Below are 19,890 nucleotides of genomic sequence, written 5' to 3' on the forward strand. Positions count from 1 at the left end.
GTGCCCCCCTCCGAGCGCAGGTCCCTCTTGGTCTGTACGGCGCTGTGGCCGCTGAGGCTTACGCCTCGGCCTTCTTGCGGCGCACGATGTACACCGCGCCCGCACCGGCGACGACGGCGGCACCGCCGACCAGGCCGATCATGGGCAGGGCGGAACCGGCACCCGTCTCGGCGAGGCTGCCGGTGACGTCGACCGAGTTGACGTCATCGAGGTCGGCCATGCCACCGGTCTGGGGCTTGGCGTCACCCGGCTTGGGGGCCTCGGAGCCGGCGGCGAGGATGTCGAAGAAGTACAGCCAGCCGTTCGGGTCGTCGGCGATCCAGCAGCCCTCCTCGTCGGCGTACTGGGCGAAGCCACCGGTCAGACCGATCGCGTCGGGCACCTCACCGCTGACGCTCAGCCGCATCTCGAAGGAGATGGACTGGCCCGCACCCAGCGAGAACGCGGGGAACGTACCGCCCTCGCCGCCGGTGTTGGCGATCGTCGACCAGGTGCCGGAGGCCTTGTCGCGGACCTGGACCGTGATCTCACCGGAGTAGTCCTGCTCGTCCCAGCCGATCGCGGCGACGCCGATCAGCGGCTTGATGTCCTTGATCTCCTCGTCCCCGCGGTTGGAGACGTCGAAGGAGAACTGCTCCCAGCCGCTGCCCGCGACGATCGTGTCGGCCAGGCCGGACAGACCGCTGCGCAGGTCGTCGCTGAGGCCGACGGACTCGTCACCGGGGTCGGCGCAGATGGGGTCCGGCTCGGCGGACTCGCTCGGCGACGGCGACGGAGAGGCCGACCCGGTCGCGGAACCGGTCGGCGCCGGGCTCGTCTCGGTCGCCGAACCCGTCGGCGCCGGGGAGGTCTCGGTGGCGGAACCGGTGGGAGCCGGGCTGGTCTCGGTGGCGGAACCCGTCGGCTCGGGCGCGGTCTCGCTCGCCGAGGCGGTGGGCGTCGGCGTCGCGGACTCGGACACCGTCTCCGTCGCGGTGACGGACGGGCTCGCGGAGGACGTGTCCTCGGTCGCGAACGCGGCCGGCGCCGAGAGCAGCGCCAGCGGGGCTATCGCTGCCGTAGCGGCCGCTGCGGCCATGGCGCGGCGAAGCTTCATGAAGACCTCGAATGTCCGGTGCTGCGGGCGACGCAGCACGCGTGGGGCGGAGGGCCGCCCCGCGTGGGGCGCGGTTGTGACCCTTGTTTCAGCAGGTTTGATCCGTGAGTGGTGTGAATGGTTGTCCGGCGTCTCACAGAATTTTTATGTGGCCTGGATCACATCGAGTCGGCGCTCGGGGCGGGGGCGCCTGTGGCGGGCCGCCGGGCACGCCGAAGGGCCCCGCGGGACGCAGCCGCGGGGCCCTTCGTTCGTCAGCACCGGTGTCAGGGCGGCACCGGTGCCAGGGGAAGCGGCGCCGGGGGGCTGCGCCGTTGGTCTGGGTCTCTGATCGATGCGGGAACGCCTGCCCGCTCGGGGACTCGACGGGTCAGGGTCTTTCCGCCGGCCGGCCCCGGGCGTCCCCGGAGCCGGCCGTTCTCTTGGGTGACCGGGCTGCTGTCCCCTGCCGTCCGGTCACTTCCCTGGAGCGAGGTCCCACGACGCACGGCACGATCCGTACGTCTCATCGCCCCAGCGAGCCACGCGTGGTTCTTTCGGGCCCGCGCCTGGCTGGCACGGGCACCGGGACCAACGAAGCGACCCGCGGGGCGGTCACGCGCCGTACGGGTGAGAGGGGATGCGCACGTACGTCCAGGCGCGCGGGTTCGGCGCCGGGCGTCCGGGTCCGGGGGCCGGCGGTCAGATCTTGCCGCGGCACAGCTCCAGCAGGGTCATCGCGAGCGCCGTGCCCGGCTTGCCCAGGGCGTCCCTGTAGTGGCCGAGGATCTCCATCTCGCGGGAGAGGTTCACGCGCCGGCCGCCGGAGCGGATCCGGGCCTGCTGGATGACGGCCGAGACGGCCATCCGTTCCTGGATCAGACCGATGATCCGGTCGTCCAGGGCGTCGATCCGCTCGCGGGCGCCGGTGATCACATCGGCGGCCTCGGGGGTGCGCGCGCCGGTCTTCTCCGTGGTCGTAGCCGTGGTGGTAGCAGCCGTGGTGGTCGTCGTCGCTGCGGTCGCGGTCATGTGGGGCTCCTCGGGGTGCGTGGTCGGACGGGGTGGTCGGACGCGGTGCCCCGGGAGCCGACAGGAACCGGAGAAAACGCCAGGCGCCCCGGACCTTGTCGGCCCGGGGCGCCTGGGAAGTCGCTTGTCAGTTGCTCAAGCAGCACGACCATGGCAGCCGGCGGGCCGGTTGCCATAGGTAAAGGCGTAGGTCTGGTGCGTGAGCATGGGGCTCAGTATGCACGGGCGGGGGGTGGCCCTGGCAAGCGGCGTTCGTCACAACCGGCGCGTCGGAGCCGTGATCGGAGATAGCGACGGGCCGTTCCCCATGCCCGTCTCGGTAGAATCGACAAGCACAAGGACCAGCCCAACCGCCGGAAGGCACCCCGTGTCATCAGCGACTCCCGCTGCCGCCGCCCCCGACACCGTCCTGGTCGTCGACTTCGGCGCGCAGTACGCCCAGCTCATCGCCCGCCGAGTCCGCGAGGCCCGGGTCTACAGCGAGATCGTCCCGAGCACCATGCCGGTCGAGGAGATGCTCGCCAAGAACCCGGCGGCGATCATCCTCTCCGGCGGCCCCTCGTCGGTGTACGAGGAGGGCGCCCCGCGTCTCGACCGCGAGATCTTCGAGGCCGGCGTCCCCGTCTTCGGTATGTGCTACGGCTTCCAGCTGATGGCGCAGACCCTCGGCGGCACCGTCGACAACACCGGCGCCCGCGAGTACGGCCGCACGCCGCTGCACGTCTCCCGCCCCTCCTCCACCCTCTTCGAGGGCACCCCGGACGAGCAGGCCGTGTGGATGTCGCACGGCGACGCCTGCTCCGCCGCCCCCGACGGCTTCACCGTCACGGCCTCCACGGACGTCGTCCCGGTCGCCGCCTTCGAGAACGACGAGAAGAAGCTCTACGGCGTCCAGTACCACCCCGAGGTCATGCACTCCACGCACGGCCAGCAGGTCCTGGAGCACTTCCTCTACCGCGGCGCCGGCCTGAAGCCCAACTGGACGACCGGCAACGTCATCGAGGAGCAGGTCGAGGCCATCCGCGAGCTGGTCGGCGACAAGCGGGCGATCTGCGGTCTGTCCGGCGGCGTCGACTCCGCCGTGGCCGCCGCCCTGGTCCAGAAGGCCATCGGCTCCCAGCTGACCTGCGTCTACGTCGACCACGGCCTGATGCGCAAGGGCGAGACCGAGCAGGTCGAGAAGGACTTCGTGGCCGCGACCGGCGTGCAGCTGAAGGTCGTCGACGCCGAGGAGCGGTTCCTGAAGGCGCTCGCCGGGGTCACCGACCCCGAGGAGAAGCGGAAGATCATCGGCCGCGAGTTCATCCGCGTCTTCGAGCAGGCGCAGGCCGAGATCATCGCGGACGAGGGCCCGGCGGTCGAGTTCCTGGTCCAGGGCACCCTGTACCCGGACGTCGTCGAGTCCGGCGGGGGCACCGGCGCCGCCAACATCAAGTCCCACCACAACGTCGGCGGCCTCCCCGAGGACCTCGAGTTCAAGCTGATCGAGCCGCTGCGCAAGCTGTTCAAGGACGAGGTCCGGATGGTCGGCCAGGAGCTGGGCCTGCCGGAGGAGATCGTCCAGCGCCAGCCGTTCCCGGGCCCGGGCCTCGGCATCCGGATCGTCGGCGAGGTCACCAAGGAGCGCCTGGACCTGCTGCGCGAGGCCGACGCCATCGCGCGCGAGGAGCTGACCGCGGCCGACCTCGACCGCGACATCTGGCAGTGCCCGGTGGTCCTGCTCGCGGACGTCCGCTCCGTCGGCGTCCAGGGCGACGGCCGTACCTACGGCCACCCGATCGTCCTGCGCCCGGTGTCCTCCGAGGACGCCATGACGGCCGACTGGTCGCGCCTGCCGTACGACGTCCTCGCCCGGATCTCCACCCGGATCACCAACGAGGTCCGCGACGTCAACCGCGTCGTGCTCGACGTGACGTCCAAGCCGCCGGGGACGATCGAGTGGGAGTGACCCGCGGCTGCGGGTGATCCCCGCGCGCGGGTGATCCCCGCGTGCGCGTGACCCCTACGTGCGCTTGATCGTGCGCAGGGGAGCGCCGGGCTTCCAGACCTGGACGACGAGGTACTTGTCGTCCTCCACGTAGGTCCGCGTGACCTCCGTCAGCTCGGTGCGGAAGAGGTGGAACGGCTCCGGCGGTTCCACCTCTTTCGTGTACGCGGCCTTCACCCGCGCGTCGGTCACCTCGAACGCCCGTCCGCTGATCCGGACGTCCCCGCCGCCCATCCCGGTGCCCTCGCCGGGATTCGCCTGCACCGCGAACCGCGGGTCACGGCGCAGATCCAGCGCCTTCAGCGAGTCCGGCATCATGCCGAGCCACAGCTCCCCGTTCAGGAAACGCACCTCCAGACCGCTCGTCCGGGGCGAGCCGTCCTTGCGGAGCGTCGCGAGGACGTGGTGGGTGAACGCCCCGAAGCGTTCCTCGACGGTCTTCGCGAGATCGGGTTCGGCGGTGACGAAGGTTTCCCAGTTTGCTCCCATACGACGAGTGTGGCGCCGAATTCCGACATCCTCTGTCGCCTTTGGTCGGGGTCTGTTCTCTTCCGCCGACCACCGGTAGCTTCCCGCCCGTACCGCACCCCAGCGCCGGAGGAGCAATGCCCGGGCCCACCCCACCCCCACCCCTGCCCACCGACCGGCTCCGGTTCGCCATGCCGCCGATGCACGAGACGGTCGAGGAGGAGCGCCGGCACCGCAAGGAACGGCTGGCGGGCGCCCTGCGGATCTTCGGACGGCTCGGCTTCGAGGACGGCGTCTCCGGCCACATCACCGCCCGCGACCCCGAGTTCAGCGACTGCTTCTGGGTCAACCCCTTCGGCATGCCGTTCAAGCACGTCACCGTCAGCGACCTGGTGCTGGCCAACGCCGACGGACAGGTCGTCGAGGGCCGCTACCACGTCAACCAGGCCGCCTTCACCGTCCACGCCCAGGTCCACGCCGCCCGCCCGGACGTCGTCGCGGTCGCCCACTGCCACTCCGTGCACGGCCGTGCCCTGGCCGCCCTCGGCGACCTCATCGAGCCCATCACCCAGGAGAGCTGCGCCTTCTACGAGGACGTCGCCCTGTACGACGCCTACACCGGCGTCACCGTCGACGCCGAGGAAGGCCGCCGGATCGCCGCCACGCTCGGCTCCCGCAAGGCACTGGTCCTGCGCAACCACGGACTGCTGACCGTCGGCGACTCCGTCGACGCCGCCGCCTGGTGGTTCCTGTCGATGGAGCGGTCCTGCCAGGTCCAGCTCACCGCGCACGCGGCGGGCCGGCCGGTGAGGATCGACCACAAGGCGGCCGTGGCGACCCGCGAGCAGCTGGGCGGCGACCTGGTGGCCTGGATCAACTACCAGCCCTTGTGGCAGGACATCACCCGCAGCGAACCCGACCTGCTGAGCTAGGGGGGTGCTTCGCCGATCACGCCGGGCTCCCGACGCCTAGCGCCCGCGCCGCCGGGACGAGCCGAGCGACGGGGGCGTGCGCGTCGCTCGGTCAGAAGCCCCGCAGCACCGCCGCCTTGACCCGCGTGAACTCCTCCTCCGTGAGCACCCCGTCCCGGTACAGCTCGCCCAGCTCCCGCAGCCGGCGCAGCAGCACGTCGTGGTGGTCGTCCCGGGACGGGGCCGGCGGGGTGGGCGGCGCGGTGGGCTGCCGGTGCGGCCGGGCGTCGGCGGGCTCCCCGCCCGTGCGGGTCGACGGGTGCGGCAGACGGGCCGTGACCGCCGTGGCGACCAGCGCGGTGAGCAGATCCCGGCGCGTGCTGCCCCACAGGTCGAGCGCGTACGGGTCCTTCTCCGGCGGGAGTCTCCCGGCCCCCGCCTCCGCGGTCACGAAGCGCAGGAAGCCGTCCTCCGCCCCCGAGTTCGGCAGCCACTCGACCCTCTCCAGATCGCCGATCTCGATGATCCGCGGACCCGTCGCCCGCTTCACCCGGTCGGAGGTCTCGCTCCAGTCGATCCTGACCCGCGTCCCGTCGAAGGACACCGTGCCGTCCGAGGACCGCACCGACACCGGCACCGGCGGCCCGGGCAGCAGATAGCTCGTGGTCGGCTCCTTGGGGATCTCGTCCAGCAGCAGGGCGCGCCGGATCTCCTCCGCCACGTACTCGGCGACCCCCGCCCGGTCCGCGTCCACCACCAGCCGGTAGGGGTCGGCCGCGTCCGGCAGCCGGCCCGAGGTCGCCTGGAGCAGGGGATCCGCGCCCTCCCGCAGCCGCAACCGCAGCCGGCCGCGCTTGCGATCGGGCTCGTGCACCACTGAGGAGACCGCCTCCAGCGGCACCGTGATCTCCCCGTACGTCTGCCGGAACAGCGGCACCGACCGGTGAAGTCCCGGCGTGATCCGGACCGTTGTGCCGTCGAAGACCCAGGTGCCGTCGCGCTGGATGATCTCGGCCATAGCGAAATTCTCCCAGCCGGGTCAACACGGCGGTCACGATTTCACCCGCCCTGACCAGAACCGCCAGACGTAAACGGCGTGGTATAGGGCACAATTCGCTGTCGTCGCAGGGGAGTTGTACGGCGGCGTCTAACGGGCGTCGCAGGGTGGTGGCCGGGAAGGGCGGGCGTCGGGCGTGGCGGTACAGGAGGCGAGACAGGGTGCGGAGCCCGGAGGGTACGGAGGCGCCCACGGCGGCGGCTGTACCGGCGGGGACTGCCCGCACGGGGCACGCGAGGGGCATCGGCGGGCCGTCGCCGCGTTCCTGCTGAAGCGGGACGAGTTCGCGGCCGGACAGGGGCTGCCGCCTGCGGTCGCGCACTCCCCTTCGGCCTCCCGCCAGTGGGTCTCGGACGAACTCACCCAGTCCGCGCAGCTCGTCGCCGAACGGGGCCGCGCTGAGGGCGAGGCCTGGCTGGCCCGGCTGTGGCGGCGGACGGCGTTCACGGTGTGGGCGCTCGTCGTGCTGTTGCTGCTGGTGCAGGCGCTCACCGCGATCGGCACGGGCTGGACGGCGGCCCGCACCGCCGGTCTGCTCGCCGCGCTCGTGGTGGCCGGGGCGCTGACGGCGGCCTCCTTCTTCCATCGGGCCCGCGGCGGGGCGCTGGCGCCGGTGATCGGCGAGGACAACCGGCTGTCCACCTCCCGTGCCGTGGCCGCGGCGTGGGTGCTGTTCGTCGCCTACGCGGTGCTGGTCCTGGCGGGGCAGATGGCGGCCGCCTCGGACGACGACGAGCGCGACGCGCTGATCGCCGGCCTCGAACTCGCGCGCGGCGCCGGTGTGGTGACCGTGCTCGCCGTGGTGTGCGCGATCGCGGTGCTGGTGCGGCGGGTGGTCGGGCTGCGGGTGCTCGCCCAGCGGCTGCAGAAGGTCCGCGCGGACCGTCCCCGGGCGGCCGATCTGCTCACCGACGACTCGGGGCGGGGCAGCTTCGCCGACCTCCAGTACGTGGTGATCAGCGCCGTGGCCCTCGTCTTCGGTGTGGTCAGGCTGGCCCGCCGCCCGGACCAACTGCCCGACCTGCCCTGGGGGCTCGCGGTGGTCGTCCTGATCTCGGCCGCGACCTACCTCGCCGGCAAGTACTCCGAGGGCGGGCGCCCCGTGATCCTCTCCGTCGTACGGGCCAGGGAGGCCGGCGACCTCGACGCGCCCATCCGCACCGGCGAGGACATCGAGATCCGCGGCGCCGGATTCCTCCCGCCGGGCGCGCAGGGCGCCGACCGGCTGTCGCGGATGGCCGTACGGATCGGGGCGGTTCACGTCCATGTCCCGCTCGTGCCCGTGACCGGCGGCTTCAGCAACCCCACCGACACCCTGCTCACCGTCCCCGTGCCGGCCGATGTCGAGCCGGGCCGGGTGACCGTGCAGGTCGTGACGGCGGCGGGCGTGGAGACGAACCCGTACGTGATCGAGGTGACGGAGTAGGCCGAGGCGGCGCAGCCGGTCGTGGCCGAGGCGGCCGAGCCGGTGCGTCAGCGCGTGCGGTGAGCGGCCCGGACGGCCGGAAAGCGGCTGGAACATGAGTGAGCGGGTCCTCTCTTTCGTACGTATCGTCTGATGAGGGGTCACGGCACGGCGGGCGGGAGGCGGCGAACAGCGATGACTTACGGTATTCGTCCGGACACCCACACCTCGCCCGTGGGCGGCGGTGGCGGCCGGCGGGACACCGCCACCCACTACGCGCTTCTCCCGCTGCGCCTCTTCCTCGGCATCACGTTCGTCTACGCCGGCCTGGACAAGCTCACCGACAGCGCGTTCCTCCAGGACGGCGGCTCCGGGTCGGTCGGCGACATGATGCGCACCGTGCGCGACTCCTCGGCGATCCCCGCCCTGGTCGACCTGGCCCTCGAGAACCCGGTCGCCTTCGGCACGGCCATCGCCGTCGGTGAACTGGCCGTCGGCATCGGCACCCTGCTCGGTCTCTTCGCCCGCCTCGCCGCCCTCGGCGGCGCACTGATCTCCCTCAGCCTGTGGCTGACCGTGAGCTGGGCCTCCGACCCCTACTACTACGGCAACGACCTCGCCTACCTGATGGCCTGGCTGCCCCTCGTCCTCGCCGGCGCGCCGTACCTCTCCGTGGACGCGGCCCTGCGAGCACGGCGCCGGGGCCGGATCCGGGACGCGGACTCGGTCTAGGGGGTGTCTCGCCGATCATGCCGGGCTCCCGGCGTCTGGCACCGTGCCTCGCCGCGTTGTCGTCGGTCGCCGATTCCCCCACGCTCGGCTGCGCTCGCGCGGGGGGACCCCCATCGCATCGACTCCCTCCTCCGCCTTGCGATGCACGGCACCAGACGCCGCTCGCTGATCCGGCTTGATCGACGAGACACCCCCTAGCCCGGCTGGCGGCGGGACTGTCTGCGGCGTACGGCCCAGCCCAGGAGGCCCACCGCACCGGCCAGGCACAGGCCGCCCACGACGAGGGGAATCACCAGGAACCACGGTGTGTCCCAGGCGCCGGTCGCGTCCCCGGCGTAGACGACGCCCGCGAGGGCGAGGACGCATCCGGCGACGAGCCTGCCCGGCTGGAACTCATGACGCAGCACGGCTGACCTCCACCTGTCCCATCCCGACCTGAAGGTCGAGGTCGATCGTGCCGGCACCCTTCGTGCCCGCCTTCGGCTCCAGCGTGACCTCTCTGTACCTGCCCGGTGCGACGTCCACGTCCCGTCTGTTGTCGCCCGGCAGCCGGATGTCGCCCACGCCCACCTCGATGACCGCCTTCACCGTCACGTCCGGCGGCACGATCACCCGCAGCCGCCCGATGCCCACCTGGGCCGCCGTGGACGGCGTCCGCCCGTCGGCCGGGTCCAGCCGGGACAGGTCCAGGGTGCCGACACCGGTGCCGAGGTCGTACTTCTCCCGCACGTCCGCCACCGCCGCCGGCCGCCATGTGGTCCGGGTCCACTGTGTGCCGATGTCCTTGGGCACCGCGGCCGAGCCGGCGAGCAGCGCCGCGGTGACGACCGCGAGGAACACCGATCCCGCGCCCGTCCGCCCGAGGAACGCGCTGACCGCGATGCCCAGGCCGAAGACGGCGAGCGCGCAGGACAGGCCGGTCTGCAAGCTGGTGCCGAGCGGATGCCCGTGCCAGGTCAGCGCGGTGCCGAGGCCACCCGCGACAAGGGCGAGCAGGAAGACCCAGCCGCCGATCCAGCGGGGGCCGCGCGGCTTCGGCGGCTCCTGGCGGGGCACGCCGCGGGCCTCGCGGCCGTGCGGATACTCGTCGAGGCTCAGGCTGACGGTCGCCGCGATGTCATGGTCCCGGGCATCCCTCGGGCCCCACAGATAGCCGGTGCCGCCGACGTGCGTGCCGTCCTTCACGATCGGGTCGCGCCACCAGGAGTAGGCGATGGGCGCCGGCGGCGCCTGGGCCTCCGGCGGGGCGTCGGCGGCGGCCTGCGCGGCCAGCGGATCCGGGTCGGGGGCGCCGCGGCGCCGCGACCAGTACCCCGCGCCCGCCAGCAGCACGGAGAGGACGACGGCGAACGTGAGGACACCGCCGTTGTTCAGCATCGACAGGAAGACCCCGCAGCCGACCAGCGCGAACAGCACCGCGGTCAGCGCCTGGCCGTCCACTCGGCCGGTCAGCAGCTTGCGGACCTCGTTCTCCTCCTCGTCGTCGTACGGGACGAGGAGCCAGGCGAAGCCGTAGAAGATGAGGCCGATGCCGCCGGTGGCGGCCAGCACGGCGAGGGTGATCCGGAAGATCACCGGGTCCATGTCGCACTGCCGCCCCAGCCCGGCGCAGACACCGGCGAACATCTTGTGCCGCCGGTCCCGCCGGAAGCCCAGCAGCCCCTCGACCGGCCGCTCCGCCTCCGGTCCGCCGGTTTCCCGGGGGCTCGCCGGCCCGGCACCCGGCGTCCCCGTGTTCCCGGGCGTGCCCGACGCCCCGGGCGCACCCATGTCGCCGGACGTGCCCGCCCGCTGCCCGGTCCCGGTCGGGGGTTCGGTCCCGTCGGCCGGTGTCGCCCCGTTCACCCGTGCTCCTTCGGCCCGGGCCGCCTCGTCGGCGGCGCCCGGCTGTCCGTTCGTGTCCAGCTCCGCCGGCGCGTCCCCTTGATCGCGCGCGTCCGCCCGCCCGTGCGTGCCCGCGCGCTCGTGCGCGCGCGATTCCGCACCCGCGGAGGCCGTGGTCGCCGGGTCGGACGCGGAGCCCGCGTCGGGCCCGGAATCCGCGGCGTGCTGGTGATCAGTCATGCGTCCATGGTGACGGCCGGGCCGCCCCGGCGGCAGTGGGAATGACCCTGGCCCGACCCTGATATCGCCCCTGACCCGCGACCGGGGATCGGTACGACACCCCGCCCGCCCGAAGATCAGGGGTGTCTCGGGGATCGACCCTGATGCCCGGGCCCGCCCGCCGTGTGACCATCGATGGCATGCCGGAAGCCGCAACCGCAGCAGCGCCACTCGCCGAACCGCGGCCGCCGCGCAAGCTCTACCGCAGCAGTGACGGACGCTGGCTCGGGGGCGTGGCGCGGGGGCTCGCCGGGCATCTCGGGCTGCCCGTGATCTGGGTCCGCCTGGTCTTCGTCGGCCTGTTCATGGCCGACGGCCTCGGCGCGCTGCTGTACGCCGCGTTCTGGTTCTTCGTGCCGCTCGGCGTCGGCGGCGTCGACGCGGACAGGCCGCCGTCCTTCGCCGCCACCGAGACCTCGCCCGACGGCCGCCGCAGACTTGTCACCCGCAGACCTGACAAGGGCCAGATCGTCGCGCTGCTGCTCATGGTCGTCGTGGCGATGGTCTTCGTCAGCAGCGTCAACCTCGGCGGCGCCGCCCAGGCCTATCTCTGGCCCGCCGTCCTCGTCGGCGCCGGTGTCGCCCTCGTCTGGCGCCAGGCGGACAACGCCCGCCGGGCCCGCTGGGTCGAGGTCGGCCGCCGCCGGCGCACGCTCACCCTGCTGCGCGCCGGGGCCGGCGTCCTGCTGGTCACGGCCGGTGTCTCCGGCATCTTCGTCCTCCAGGGCTCCGCCGCCCACCTCGGCTCGGTGCTCCAGGCCGCCCTCGCCGTGCTCGTCGGCATCACCCTGCTCGCCGGCCCGTATCTGGTGCGGATGACCCAGGACCTGTCCGAGGAGCGCCTGATGCGCATCCGCGCGCAGGAGCGTGCCGAAGTCGCCGCCCACGTCCACGACTCGGTGCTGCACACCCTCACGCTGATCCAGCGCAACGCGGAGAACCCGGGCGAGGTCCGCCGCCTCGCCCGCGCCCAGGAACGCGACCTGCGCACCTGGCTGTACAAACCGGAGGGCACCGGCAAGGACGAGGACGACGAACCCACCACGCTCGCCGAGGCGGTGCGGCGCAACGCCGCCGAGGTCGAGGACAAGCACGGCGTACCCATAGAGGTCGTGGTCGTCGGCGACTGCCCGCTCGACGACCGGACCGGCGCACAGATGCAGGCAGCACGCGAGGCGATGGTGAATGCCGCCAAGTACGGTGGCGAGGGCGGCGCCGTCCAGGTCTACGCCGAGGTCGAGGGCAGGACGGTCTTCGTGTCCGTGCGGGACCGCGGCCCCGGCTTCGACCTCGACTCGATACCCGCCGACCGCATGGGCGTCAGAGAATCGATCATCGGCCGCATGGAGCGCAACGGCGGCACGGCCCGGCTGCGGGCGGTGCCCGGCGGCGGCACGGAGGTCGAGCTGGAAATGGAGAGGGCGGAGAACACGTGATGAGCGACCCGACCGAGGCGAACGGGACAGCGTCAGCGGCGGAACCGGCCGAGTCCGCGGAGCCGGCCGGCCAGGGCACCGGCGACCGGCGGGTGCGCGTCGTCCTCGTCGACGACCACCGGATGTTCCGCACGGGCGTGCAGGCGGAGATCGGCCGGACCGAGCAGACCGGCGTCGAGGTCGTCGGAGAGGCCGCCGACGTCGACCAGGCGGTCAGCGTCATCACCGCGACCCGGCCCGAGGTCGTCCTGCTCGACGTGCATCTGCCGGGTGGCGGCGGGGTGGAAGTGCTGCGCCGCTGCGCCGCGTTGATGGCCGACACCGAGCAGCCGGTCCGTTTCCTCGCGCTGTCCGTCTCGGACGCGGCGGAGGACGTGATCGGGGTCATCCGCGGCGGCGCGCGGGGCTATGTGACGAAGACGATCACCGGCTCGGACCTCATCGACTCGATCTTCCGGGTCCAGGAGGGCGACGCGGTCTTCTCGCCGCGGCTGGCCGGCTTCGTGCTCGACGCGTTCGCCTCCACCGACGCCCCGCCGGTCGACGAGGACCTCGACCGTCTCACCCAGCGCGAGCGGGAGGTGCTGCGGCTCATCGCCCGGGGGTACGCGTACAAGGAGATCGCCAAGCAGCTGTTCATCTCCGTGAAGACGGTCGAGTCCCATGTCTCCGCCGTCCTGCGCAAGCTCCAGCTGTCCAACCGTCACGAGCTGACGAGATGGGCGACGGCGCGGCGCCTGGTGTGAGGGGCGGCGCCGCCTCCCGGCCGTCAGCGGTGCGGCGACCGGGGCGCCGGTCCCAGCACGCGTAGCGCCCACCGGTAGTGCCGTACGGCCTTGACCACGCCGATCAGCCCGGTCAGCCAGAGGATCATGCCGATGCCCATGCCGAGCACGACGTCGCCGTAGGCCGACCGGCCGGGTTCCGCCCGGGCCGCCGTAGCGAAGGACGCCCACAGGCCGATCGCGCAGACCACCAGGGAGGAGAGCATCCAGAAGAGGCTGAGGGCGGGGGAGCGCAGCCGGGTGTCGGTCGGCGGGTGGCTGTCCAGGGCCAGCCAGGCGTCGATGAGTTCCCGGATCCGCTGGTCGCGGCGGATGGCGAGGACCACCGCGACGACGGAGGGGACGAGGGAGGCCAGACCGAGGACCGCGAAGATCGGGCCCAGGACGAAGCCGAGCGGGTCCTTCTCCTCGAACTGCTGGATCGGCAGGACGAGCAGTGACCAGCCGATCACGGCCGCGAGCGCCAGCAGCCACAGCAGCAGCACCCGGTGCACCCCCAGGCTGCGGCGGCGCAGCTCCTCCAGCGCCCGCCCCCGGTCGGCCAGCATCGCGGCGCGGTCCGGCCAGGTCCGGATGTGGGGCGGAGGCGGTGGCGGGGGCAGAGGGGAGCGGGGCATCGGGACCTTCTGAGCGAACGGACCTGCGTGGGCGCGGGAAGCGGGGCACCACCGCTTCGCTGCCCGACGCTACCGTGCCGCCGTGCTCATGCCATGCCGGTCCCCGGCCGCGGGGCCCTTCTCACGCCACGCGGGTCTCACACCACGCGGGTGGCCCCCGCGAACGGCATCTCGTCGATGGGCGCGACCCGTACGGGAGCGGAGGGGTTGGGCGCATGGACCATCTGCCCGTTGCCGACGTAGATGCCCACGTGGCTGACGCCGGAGTAGAAGAACACCAGGTCACCCGGGAGGAGTTCGGAGCGGGTGACGCGGCGGCCGGCGCCGATCTGGGCGTAGGTGGTGCGGGGCAGGGAGACGCCGGCGGAGCGGTACGCGGCCTGCACCAGGCCCGAACAGTCGAAGGCGTCGGGTCCGGTGGCGCCCCAGACGTAGGGGCTGCCGAGCTTGGAGTAGGCGTAGGAGACGGCCGCCGCCGCGCGGGAGTCGGGGGCCGCAACCGGGCTGCCCGGAGCCGCGAGACGGTGCCGTCCGGTCGTCCCGGCGCGTGAGGCACGCCCCGTGCCCGGGCTCTCCCCGGCGAGCCGTGCCCGTTCCTCGGCCGTCAGCCGGGACAGCAGGCGCCGGGCCGTGTCGAGCTTGCCGGTGATCGTCTTCTTGTGCCGCTTCAGCTCCGCCCGGCGTGAGGTGAGGGCGGCCAGCTCGATCCGCGCTGCGCCGCGCAGTTGCTCGATCTCCCGCAGCTGCTCGCGGACGCGGGCCACGGCGGCCGACCGGCGGTCACCGGCCCGTTCGGCGAACGAGGCGCCGTCGAGGTACCGGTCGGGGTCGTCCGACAGCGCCAGGTGCAGCGCCGGGGGCAGGCTGCCGCGGCGGTACTGCGCCGCGGCGAAGGACCCGAGGGCTTCCCGCGCCGAGTTCAGGTCCTCCGCCTTCCGGGCCGCCTCGTCCTGGAGGGTCGTGAGCCGCCGCTGGGCCGCGTCGGCCTTCTCCTTGGCGCCGTTGTACTTCTCGGTGGCCACCTCGGCCTCCTGGTACAGCTTGTCGACCGTGGCCTTCACCTGCGCCGGTGTCGGCTCGGGCTCGGCGTGCCCCGTCCCGTCGAAGGCCGTCGCGGTCGCCGCGCCCGCGAGCGCGATGGCCGCCGCCGTACGGGCCCGATGACCGCCGGCCGAGCGATGCCGGGACTTGCGGTGGGCTGCCACGTGGTCTGCACGTCCTTCCCTTCGGCCGCGGTCCGGCGGCGGTTTCCCACAGGGGAGCGGATCCGCCGCCGGACCTTCTCGGCGGAGACGTCCGGCTGCCGCCCCAGGCCCGGGCGGCGGTGGGGAGCCGGACGCCTGGGGGAGGACGCTAGGCCCCGATATGTCCGAGCGGTGGCGAGAAGTACGGAAGTGACGGGAGCGGGCTGTCGGGTGACCGTATGTGACCGTGACGTTTCTGCGGGGCTGCCCGGATCACGCAGTGTGCTGACCGAAGTGACGAAACCGGGACGGGGGAGCGGAGCAGGATGCTATGGGCCGCATTTATGCGCCGGATATGTGCGCCCGGGTATGTGCGCCCGCCCTCGCCCTGAGGCCCCTGCCTGTGCGCCCGCCTCTCCCTGCGCCGCAGTGACGGGCCGGTGTCGGGTGGCGGGGGAGGGCCTCGTTAGGCTCCGGCCCCATGGACGTACTCATCCATCTCTTCGTCGGCCTGCACATCATCGGCATCGCCTCGCTCCTCGGCGGCTTCCTCACCCAGATGAAGGCGATGGGCCAGGGCACCGCCCGCTTCGTCCCGGCGATGCTGCACGGCGCGCTGACGATGCTGGTCACCGGCGTGATCCTGGTCGGCCTCAACCAGGCCGACGACCAGACGGTGAACAACATCAAGATCGGCGTGAAGCTGGCCCTGCTGATCGTGATCCTCGGTCTGGTCTACGTGAAGCGGGACGAGGAGAAGGTGGGCAAGGGCCTCTTCGGGCTGGTGGGCCTGCTGACCACCGCGAACATCTTCATCGCGGTGCTCTGGACCTGATCCCGGCGCGCCCGGGTGGCCGGGCGGCCGAAGGGGCGCACCTCATGCGCGTGCGCCCCGCGCGCTCCCGGACCCGGGCGCCCGCCCGGACCCCCCCGCGCCCTCGCCGTGCCTCCGCGCCCCCACCCCGCCTCAGGCCGGGCGCACCACGCTGTGGATCGACGACTCGCCGTCGTAGTAGACCGACTCCTCCCGGACGTACGCCCCGGGCTTCGGCGCGTGGATCATCATCCCGTTGCCGATGTAGATGCCCACGTGGGTGACGTCGTCGTAGAAGAAGACCAGGTCACCGGGGAGGGCGGCGGACAGCGGGACCGCGGTGCCGGCGTTCACCTGGTCGTAGGTGGTGCGCGGGAGGGTGACGCCCGCGGCCTTCCAGGCGGCCTGGGTGAGGCCGGAGCAGTCGTACGAGTCCGGGCCGGTGGCGCCCCAGACGTACGGCTTGCCGATCTGGGCGCGGGCGAAGGCGATCGCCTTCTCGGCCTTGGCGGCGTACGTGGAGTCGGCCGGGGCGGCGGTCTCGCCGGTGCCGGCGGAGGGTGAGGTCGAAGGGCCGCCCGTGTCCTCCTGCGGGGCCGTCGCCGCCTGCTCTTCCTCTTCCCGTTCCCGCCGCCGCTGCTCCTCCGCCTGCTGCCGGGCCAGCTCCGCGGCCTTGCGCGCCGCCTCCTCCTGCTCGCGCTTCTCGATCGCCGCGAGCCGCGCCTTCTCCTCGGCGGTCAGCCGCGACAGCAGCTCCCGCGCGGTGGCGAGTTTCTTCTGGACGGTCGCCTTGGCCGCCTTCAGGTCGGCCTGGGACTCGGTGAGCGTCTGAAGGCTCTCGGCGGCCTCCTGGCGCTTCTTCATCGTCTCGGACTGCTGGGCGAAGTAGTCGTCGACCGATTCCTTCTGGCGGCTGGTCAGCCGGTCCATCAGGTGGGTCCGGTCGAAGTAGTCCTGCGGCGAGTCCGCGAGCAGCAGGGTCGCGGTGCCGGGCGCGGCGGCGCCGGTGCGGTACTGGGCCGCGGCGTAGGAGCCCAGCTCCTCGCGGGCCTCGTTGAGCTTCTGGGCCCGCTGGGCGACGTCGTCGAGGAGGGTGTCGACCCGCTTGCGCTGCTTGGCGGTCTTCTCCTTGGCCGCGTTGTACTTCTCGGTCGCCGACTCCGCCTGGCGGTAGAGATCGTCGACCTTCTTCTCGACCTCCTCGAGGCTCGGCTTCTCGTCGGCCGACGGGGCGGCGTCGGCGGTCTGCGACAGCAGGGCCACGGAGGTGAGGGCCGCGGTGGCGAGGGCGGGGGTGCGTATGCCGGCCACGCGCGGGGTGGGACGGGACTTGCGGTGCGACGCCAAGGGAGGCGACTCCTTCCATGGGCCGCCTACCGGGTTAGCTGTCGGGTTCGGGCGGGTCGTGAGGAAGGGTTGCCCTACAGCCCCTCCCCAAGGGGGGAGGGCCGATTCACCCCAGAGTCGGTTGGGTCCCCGGCTCCGGCCGCTGTGCGGGCGCGCCGGACTCGGCGGAGGCCGCGCGGCCCGGCGACGTTCGCCGGTAGGAGGTCGTACGGCCTGCGCGGAACGGTAGCCAACTCGTGTGGCTGCTGTGAAGGTTGGTGGGTGATATGCCCGATACATTTTCGTGACCTTCCGGGCGGCGTCGCAGGCCGTGGCCGAACCTGAACGGCGTGTGTCGGCCGAAGGCCGTTGTGATGTTCTCCGGGCGGCCCTCGGTTGTCAGTGGGGCACCCTAGACTCGGAGAGCGATGAGCAGCCTCTTTGACGACAGCTTCCTGGCGGACCTCCGGGCCCCTCGCGGGCACGAGGAGGAGCCCCCGCCGCCGCCCGAGGACGATCACGTTCCGGAGTCGCTTCCGGACGATCTGTTCGGCGGGAAGTTCGACGTGCCGCCGGACCGGGACGCTTACTACCGCGACGGTGCTCCCCGGCCGGCGGTCGACTCGGCCGCCCTCCTGGAGGGCCTGAACGACAACCAGCGCGCCGCCGTCGTCCACTCCGGCTCCCCCCTGCTCATCGTGGCCGGCGCCGGCTCGGGCAAGACCCGCGTGCTCACCCACCGCATCGCCTACCTGCTGGCCGAGCGGGGCGTGCACCCGGGCCAGATCCTCGCGATCACCTTCACCAACAAGGCCGCGGGCGAGATGAAGGAGCGCGTCGAGCAACTGGTGGGCCCGCGCGCGAACGCGATGTGGGTGATGACCTTCCACAGCGCGTGCGTGCGCATCCTGCGCCGCGAGTCCAAGAAGCTCGGCTTCACCTCGTCGTTCTCCATCTACGACGCCGCCGACTCCAAGCGCCTGATGGCCCTGGTCTGCCGCGACCTGGACCTCGACCCCAAGCGCTTCCCGCCCAAGTCCTTCAGCGCCAAGATCAGCAACCTGAAGAACGAGCTGATCGACGAGGAGGACTTCGCCGCCCAGGCCTCCGACGGCTTCGAGAAGACCCTCGCCCAGGCCTACGCCCTCTACCAGTCGCGGCTGCGCGAGGCGAACGCCCTCGACTTCGACGACCTGATCATGACGACGGTCAACCTGCTGCGCGCCTTCCCGGACGTGGCGGAGCACTACCGCCGCCGCTTCCGCCACGTCCTGGTCGACGAGTACCAGGACACCAACCACGCGCAGTACGCCCTGGTCCGCGAGCTGGTCGGCACCGGCGAGCACGACGAGGACGTCCCGCCGAGCGAGGCCGACCTCCCGCCCGCCGAGCTGTGCGTCGTCGGTGACGCCGACCAGTCGATCTACGCCTTCCGCGGCGCGACCATCCGCAACATCCTCCAGTTCGAGGAGGACTACCCGGACGCGACGACGATCCTGCTGGAGCAGAACTACCGCTCCACCCAGACGATCCTCTCCGCCGCCAACGCGGTCATCGAGCGCAACGAGTCCCGCCGCCCCAAGAACCTGTGGACCAACGCCGGCCAGGGCGCCCGCATCACCGGGTACGTCGCAGACACCGAGCACGACGAGGCCCAGTTCGTCGCCGACGAGATAGACCGCCTCACGGACGCGGGCGAGGCGAAGGCCGGCGACGTCGCCGTCTTCTACCGCACCAACGCCCAGTCCCGTGTCTTCGAAGAGGTCTTCATCCGCGTCGGCCTGCCCTACAAGGTCGTCGGCGGCGTCCGCTTCTACGAGCGCAAGGAGGTCCGGGACGTCCTGGCCTACCTGCGCGTCCTCGCCAACCCCGAGGACTCGGTCCCGCTGCGCCGCATCCTGAACGTGCCCAAGCGCGGTATCGGGGAGCGCGCGGAGGCCATGATCGACGCGCTCGCCCAGCGCGAGAAGATCAGCTTCCCGCAGGCGCTCAAGCGCGTCGACGAGGCGTACGGCATGGCCGCGCGGTCCACCAACGCGGTCAAGCGGTTCAACGCGCTGATGGAGGAGCTGCGCACGATCGTCGAGTCCGGCGCCGGACCGGCGACCATCCTGGAGGCGGTGCTCGAACGCACCGGCTATCTCGCCGAGTTGCAGGCCTCCACCGATCCGCAGGACGAGACCCGGATCGAGAACCTCCAGGAACTCGCCGCCGTCGCCCTGGAGTTCGAACAGGAGCGCGGCGAGGGGGAGACCGGCACGCTCGCCGACTTCCTGGAGCAGGTCGCGCTGGTCGCCGACTCCGACCAGATCCCCGACGAGGAGGACGGCGACGGCGTCATCACCCTGATGACCCTGCACACCGCCAAGGGCCTGGAGTTCCCGGTCGTCTTCCTCACCGGCATGGAGGACGGCGTCTTCCCGCACATGCGCGCCCTCGGCCAGACCAAGGAGCTGGAGGAGGAGCGCCGCCTGGCGTACGTGGGCATCACGCGCGCGCGGGAGCGGCTGTATCTCACCCGGTCCTCGATGCGCAGCGCCTGGGGCCAGCCGCAGTACAACCCGCCGTCCCGCTTCCTGGAGGAGATCCCGGCGGCGTACGTCGACTGGAAGCGCACCGGCGCCGTCGCGGCCCCGGCGGGACCGGTGTCGGGCGTGGCGGCCTCCCTGTCGTCGTCCCGTTCACGCTCGTCGGCGTCCGGCGGGTTCGCCACCCGCCGCACCGCGGAGAAGCCGGTGGTGTCCCTGGCCGTCGGCGACCGCGTCACGCACGACCAGTTCGGGCTCGGCACCGTCGTCGGGGTCAAGGGCACGGGCGCCAACGCCGAGGCGACGATCGACTTCGGCGACGCCAAGCCGAAGCGGCTGCTGCTGCGCTACGCGCCGGTGGAGAAGCTGTAGCCGGTGCCACGGGAAAGCCCCCGCCGGACGGGCGGGGGCTCACTCGGGAGTGCGCTGA

Annotated in this window: 17 protein-coding genes and 1 riboswitch; of the genes, 8 read left to right on the forward strand and 9 right to left on the reverse strand. The window is 72.4% G+C overall.

Translation table 11 applies throughout. The features are described 5' to 3' along the window. Window positions 1-58: 58 nt before the first annotated feature. A complete protein-coding gene (locus ACIG0D_RS16465) occupies window positions 59-1,096 on the reverse strand; it encodes an LPXTG cell wall anchor domain-containing protein (RefSeq protein ID WP_399800857.1) in 1,038 nt (345 codons plus the stop codon). Window positions 1,097-1,777: 681 nt separating this feature from the next. Further along, on the reverse strand, window positions 1,778-2,107 hold the full coding sequence (locus tag ACIG0D_RS16470; RefSeq protein WP_399800859.1) for a chorismate mutase: 330 nt from the start codon (window positions 2,105-2,107) through the stop codon (window positions 1,778-1,780). Between the two features lie 367 nt (window positions 2,108-2,474). On the opposite strand from ACIG0D_RS16470, the gene guaA reads away from it, so the two are divergent. Continuing rightward, window positions 2,475-4,055: a glutamine-hydrolyzing GMP synthase gene (gene guaA, locus ACIG0D_RS16475; protein WP_399800862.1), complete on the forward strand. Its 1,581-nt coding sequence runs from the start codon at window positions 2,475-2,477 to the stop codon at window positions 4,053-4,055. 54 nt (window positions 4,056-4,109) lie between these two features. Here guaA and ACIG0D_RS16480 read toward each other — a convergent pair whose 3' ends face one another. Further along, the gene (locus ACIG0D_RS16480; RefSeq protein WP_399800865.1) at window positions 4,110-4,583 is read right to left on the reverse strand and encodes a pyridoxamine 5'-phosphate oxidase family protein; all 474 of its coding nucleotides are present in this window, start codon (window positions 4,581-4,583) and stop codon (window positions 4,110-4,112) included. Window positions 4,584-4,699: 116 nt separating this feature from the next. On the opposite strand from ACIG0D_RS16480, the gene ACIG0D_RS16485 reads away from it, so the two are divergent. Beyond that, the gene (locus tag ACIG0D_RS16485) at window positions 4,700-5,494 is read left to right on the forward strand and encodes a class II aldolase/adducin family protein (protein WP_399800867.1); all 795 of its coding nucleotides are present in this window, start codon (window positions 4,700-4,702) and stop codon (window positions 5,492-5,494) included. Between the two features lie 91 nt (window positions 5,495-5,585). Here the strand turns inward: ACIG0D_RS16485 and ACIG0D_RS16490 are convergent, their stop codons facing one another. Next, entirely contained in the window at window positions 5,586-6,491 is a 906-nt protein-coding gene (locus tag ACIG0D_RS16490) for a DUF4429 domain-containing protein (RefSeq protein ID WP_399800870.1), read from the reverse strand. 175 nt (window positions 6,492-6,666) lie between these two features. Between ACIG0D_RS16490 and ACIG0D_RS16495 the strand changes: the two genes are divergently transcribed. Then, the gene (locus ACIG0D_RS16495; RefSeq protein WP_399800872.1) at window positions 6,667-7,956 is read left to right on the forward strand and encodes a hypothetical protein; all 1,290 of its coding nucleotides are present in this window, start codon (window positions 6,667-6,669) and stop codon (window positions 7,954-7,956) included. 174 nt (window positions 7,957-8,130) lie between these two features. Then, entirely contained in the window at window positions 8,131-8,667 is a 537-nt protein-coding gene (locus ACIG0D_RS16500) for a DoxX family protein (RefSeq protein ID WP_399800875.1), read from the forward strand. A 194-nt stretch (window positions 8,668-8,861) separates the two neighbouring features. Here the strand turns inward: ACIG0D_RS16500 and ACIG0D_RS16505 are convergent, their stop codons facing one another. Together ACIG0D_RS16505 and ACIG0D_RS16510 are read right to left on the reverse strand one after the other, a co-directional pair. Next, window positions 8,862-9,074: a hypothetical protein gene (locus ACIG0D_RS16505; protein WP_399800878.1), complete on the reverse strand. Its 213-nt coding sequence runs from the start codon at window positions 9,072-9,074 to the stop codon at window positions 8,862-8,864. Next, window positions 9,061-10,731 carry a PspC domain-containing protein gene (locus ACIG0D_RS16510; protein WP_399800881.1) on the reverse strand — a complete coding sequence of 557 codons (1,671 nt, stop codon included), beginning with the start codon at window positions 10,729-10,731 and terminating at the stop codon, window positions 9,061-9,063. Before ACIG0D_RS16510 ends, ACIG0D_RS16505 begins: the two co-directional genes overlap by 14 nt. Before the next feature lie 179 nt (window positions 10,732-10,910). Here ACIG0D_RS16510 and ACIG0D_RS16515 point away from each other — a divergent pair, with 179 nt between their 5' ends. Continuing rightward, window positions 10,911-12,206 carry a PspC domain-containing protein gene (locus tag ACIG0D_RS16515; protein WP_399800884.1) on the forward strand — a complete coding sequence of 432 codons (1,296 nt, stop codon included), beginning with the start codon at window positions 10,911-10,913 and terminating at the stop codon, window positions 12,204-12,206. Beyond that, window positions 12,206-12,952, forward strand: a complete 747-nt coding sequence (locus tag ACIG0D_RS16520) for a response regulator transcription factor (RefSeq protein WP_365762286.1) — start codon at window positions 12,206-12,208, stop codon at window positions 12,950-12,952. Before ACIG0D_RS16515 ends, ACIG0D_RS16520 begins: the two co-directional genes overlap by 1 nt. A gap of 23 nt (window positions 12,953-12,975) precedes the next feature. Here ACIG0D_RS16520 and ACIG0D_RS16525 read toward each other — a convergent pair whose 3' ends face one another. Further along, window positions 12,976-13,608, reverse strand: coding sequence for a hypothetical protein (locus tag ACIG0D_RS16525; protein WP_399800887.1), 633 nt, complete (start codon window positions 13,606-13,608; stop codon window positions 12,976-12,978). 137 nt (window positions 13,609-13,745) lie between these two features. Continuing rightward, window positions 13,746-14,813 (reverse strand): NlpC/P60 family protein, encoded by a 1,068-nt coding sequence (locus tag ACIG0D_RS16530; RefSeq protein ID WP_399800890.1) that lies wholly within the window; start codon window positions 14,811-14,813, stop codon window positions 13,746-13,748. Between the two features lie 460 nt (window positions 14,814-15,273). Between ACIG0D_RS16530 and ACIG0D_RS16535 the strand changes: the two genes are divergently transcribed. Next, window positions 15,274-15,627 (forward strand): hypothetical protein, encoded by a 354-nt coding sequence (locus ACIG0D_RS16535; protein WP_399800893.1) that lies wholly within the window; start codon window positions 15,274-15,276, stop codon window positions 15,625-15,627. 132 nt (window positions 15,628-15,759) lie between these two features. Here ACIG0D_RS16535 and ACIG0D_RS16540 read toward each other — a convergent pair whose 3' ends face one another. Next, window positions 15,760-16,953, reverse strand: coding sequence for an NlpC/P60 family protein (locus ACIG0D_RS16540; RefSeq protein ID WP_399800895.1), 1,194 nt, complete (start codon window positions 16,951-16,953; stop codon window positions 15,760-15,762). 7 nt (window positions 16,954-16,960) lie between these two features. Next, a riboswitch (cyclic di-AMP (ydaO/yuaA leader) is annotated at window positions 16,961-17,130 on the reverse strand. A gap of 230 nt (window positions 17,131-17,360) precedes the next feature. On the opposite strand from ACIG0D_RS16540, the gene pcrA reads away from it, so the two are divergent. Next, window positions 17,361-19,832 carry a DNA helicase PcrA gene (pcrA, locus tag ACIG0D_RS16545; RefSeq protein WP_399800898.1) on the forward strand — a complete coding sequence of 824 codons (2,472 nt, stop codon included), beginning with the start codon at window positions 17,361-17,363 and terminating at the stop codon, window positions 19,830-19,832. The last annotated feature ends 58 nt before the right edge of the window (window positions 19,833-19,890 follow it).

This window comes from Streptomyces sp. NPDC052773, from assembly GCF_044547145.1.
Lineage (GTDB): Bacteria > Actinomycetota > Actinomycetes > Streptomycetales > Streptomycetaceae > Streptomyces.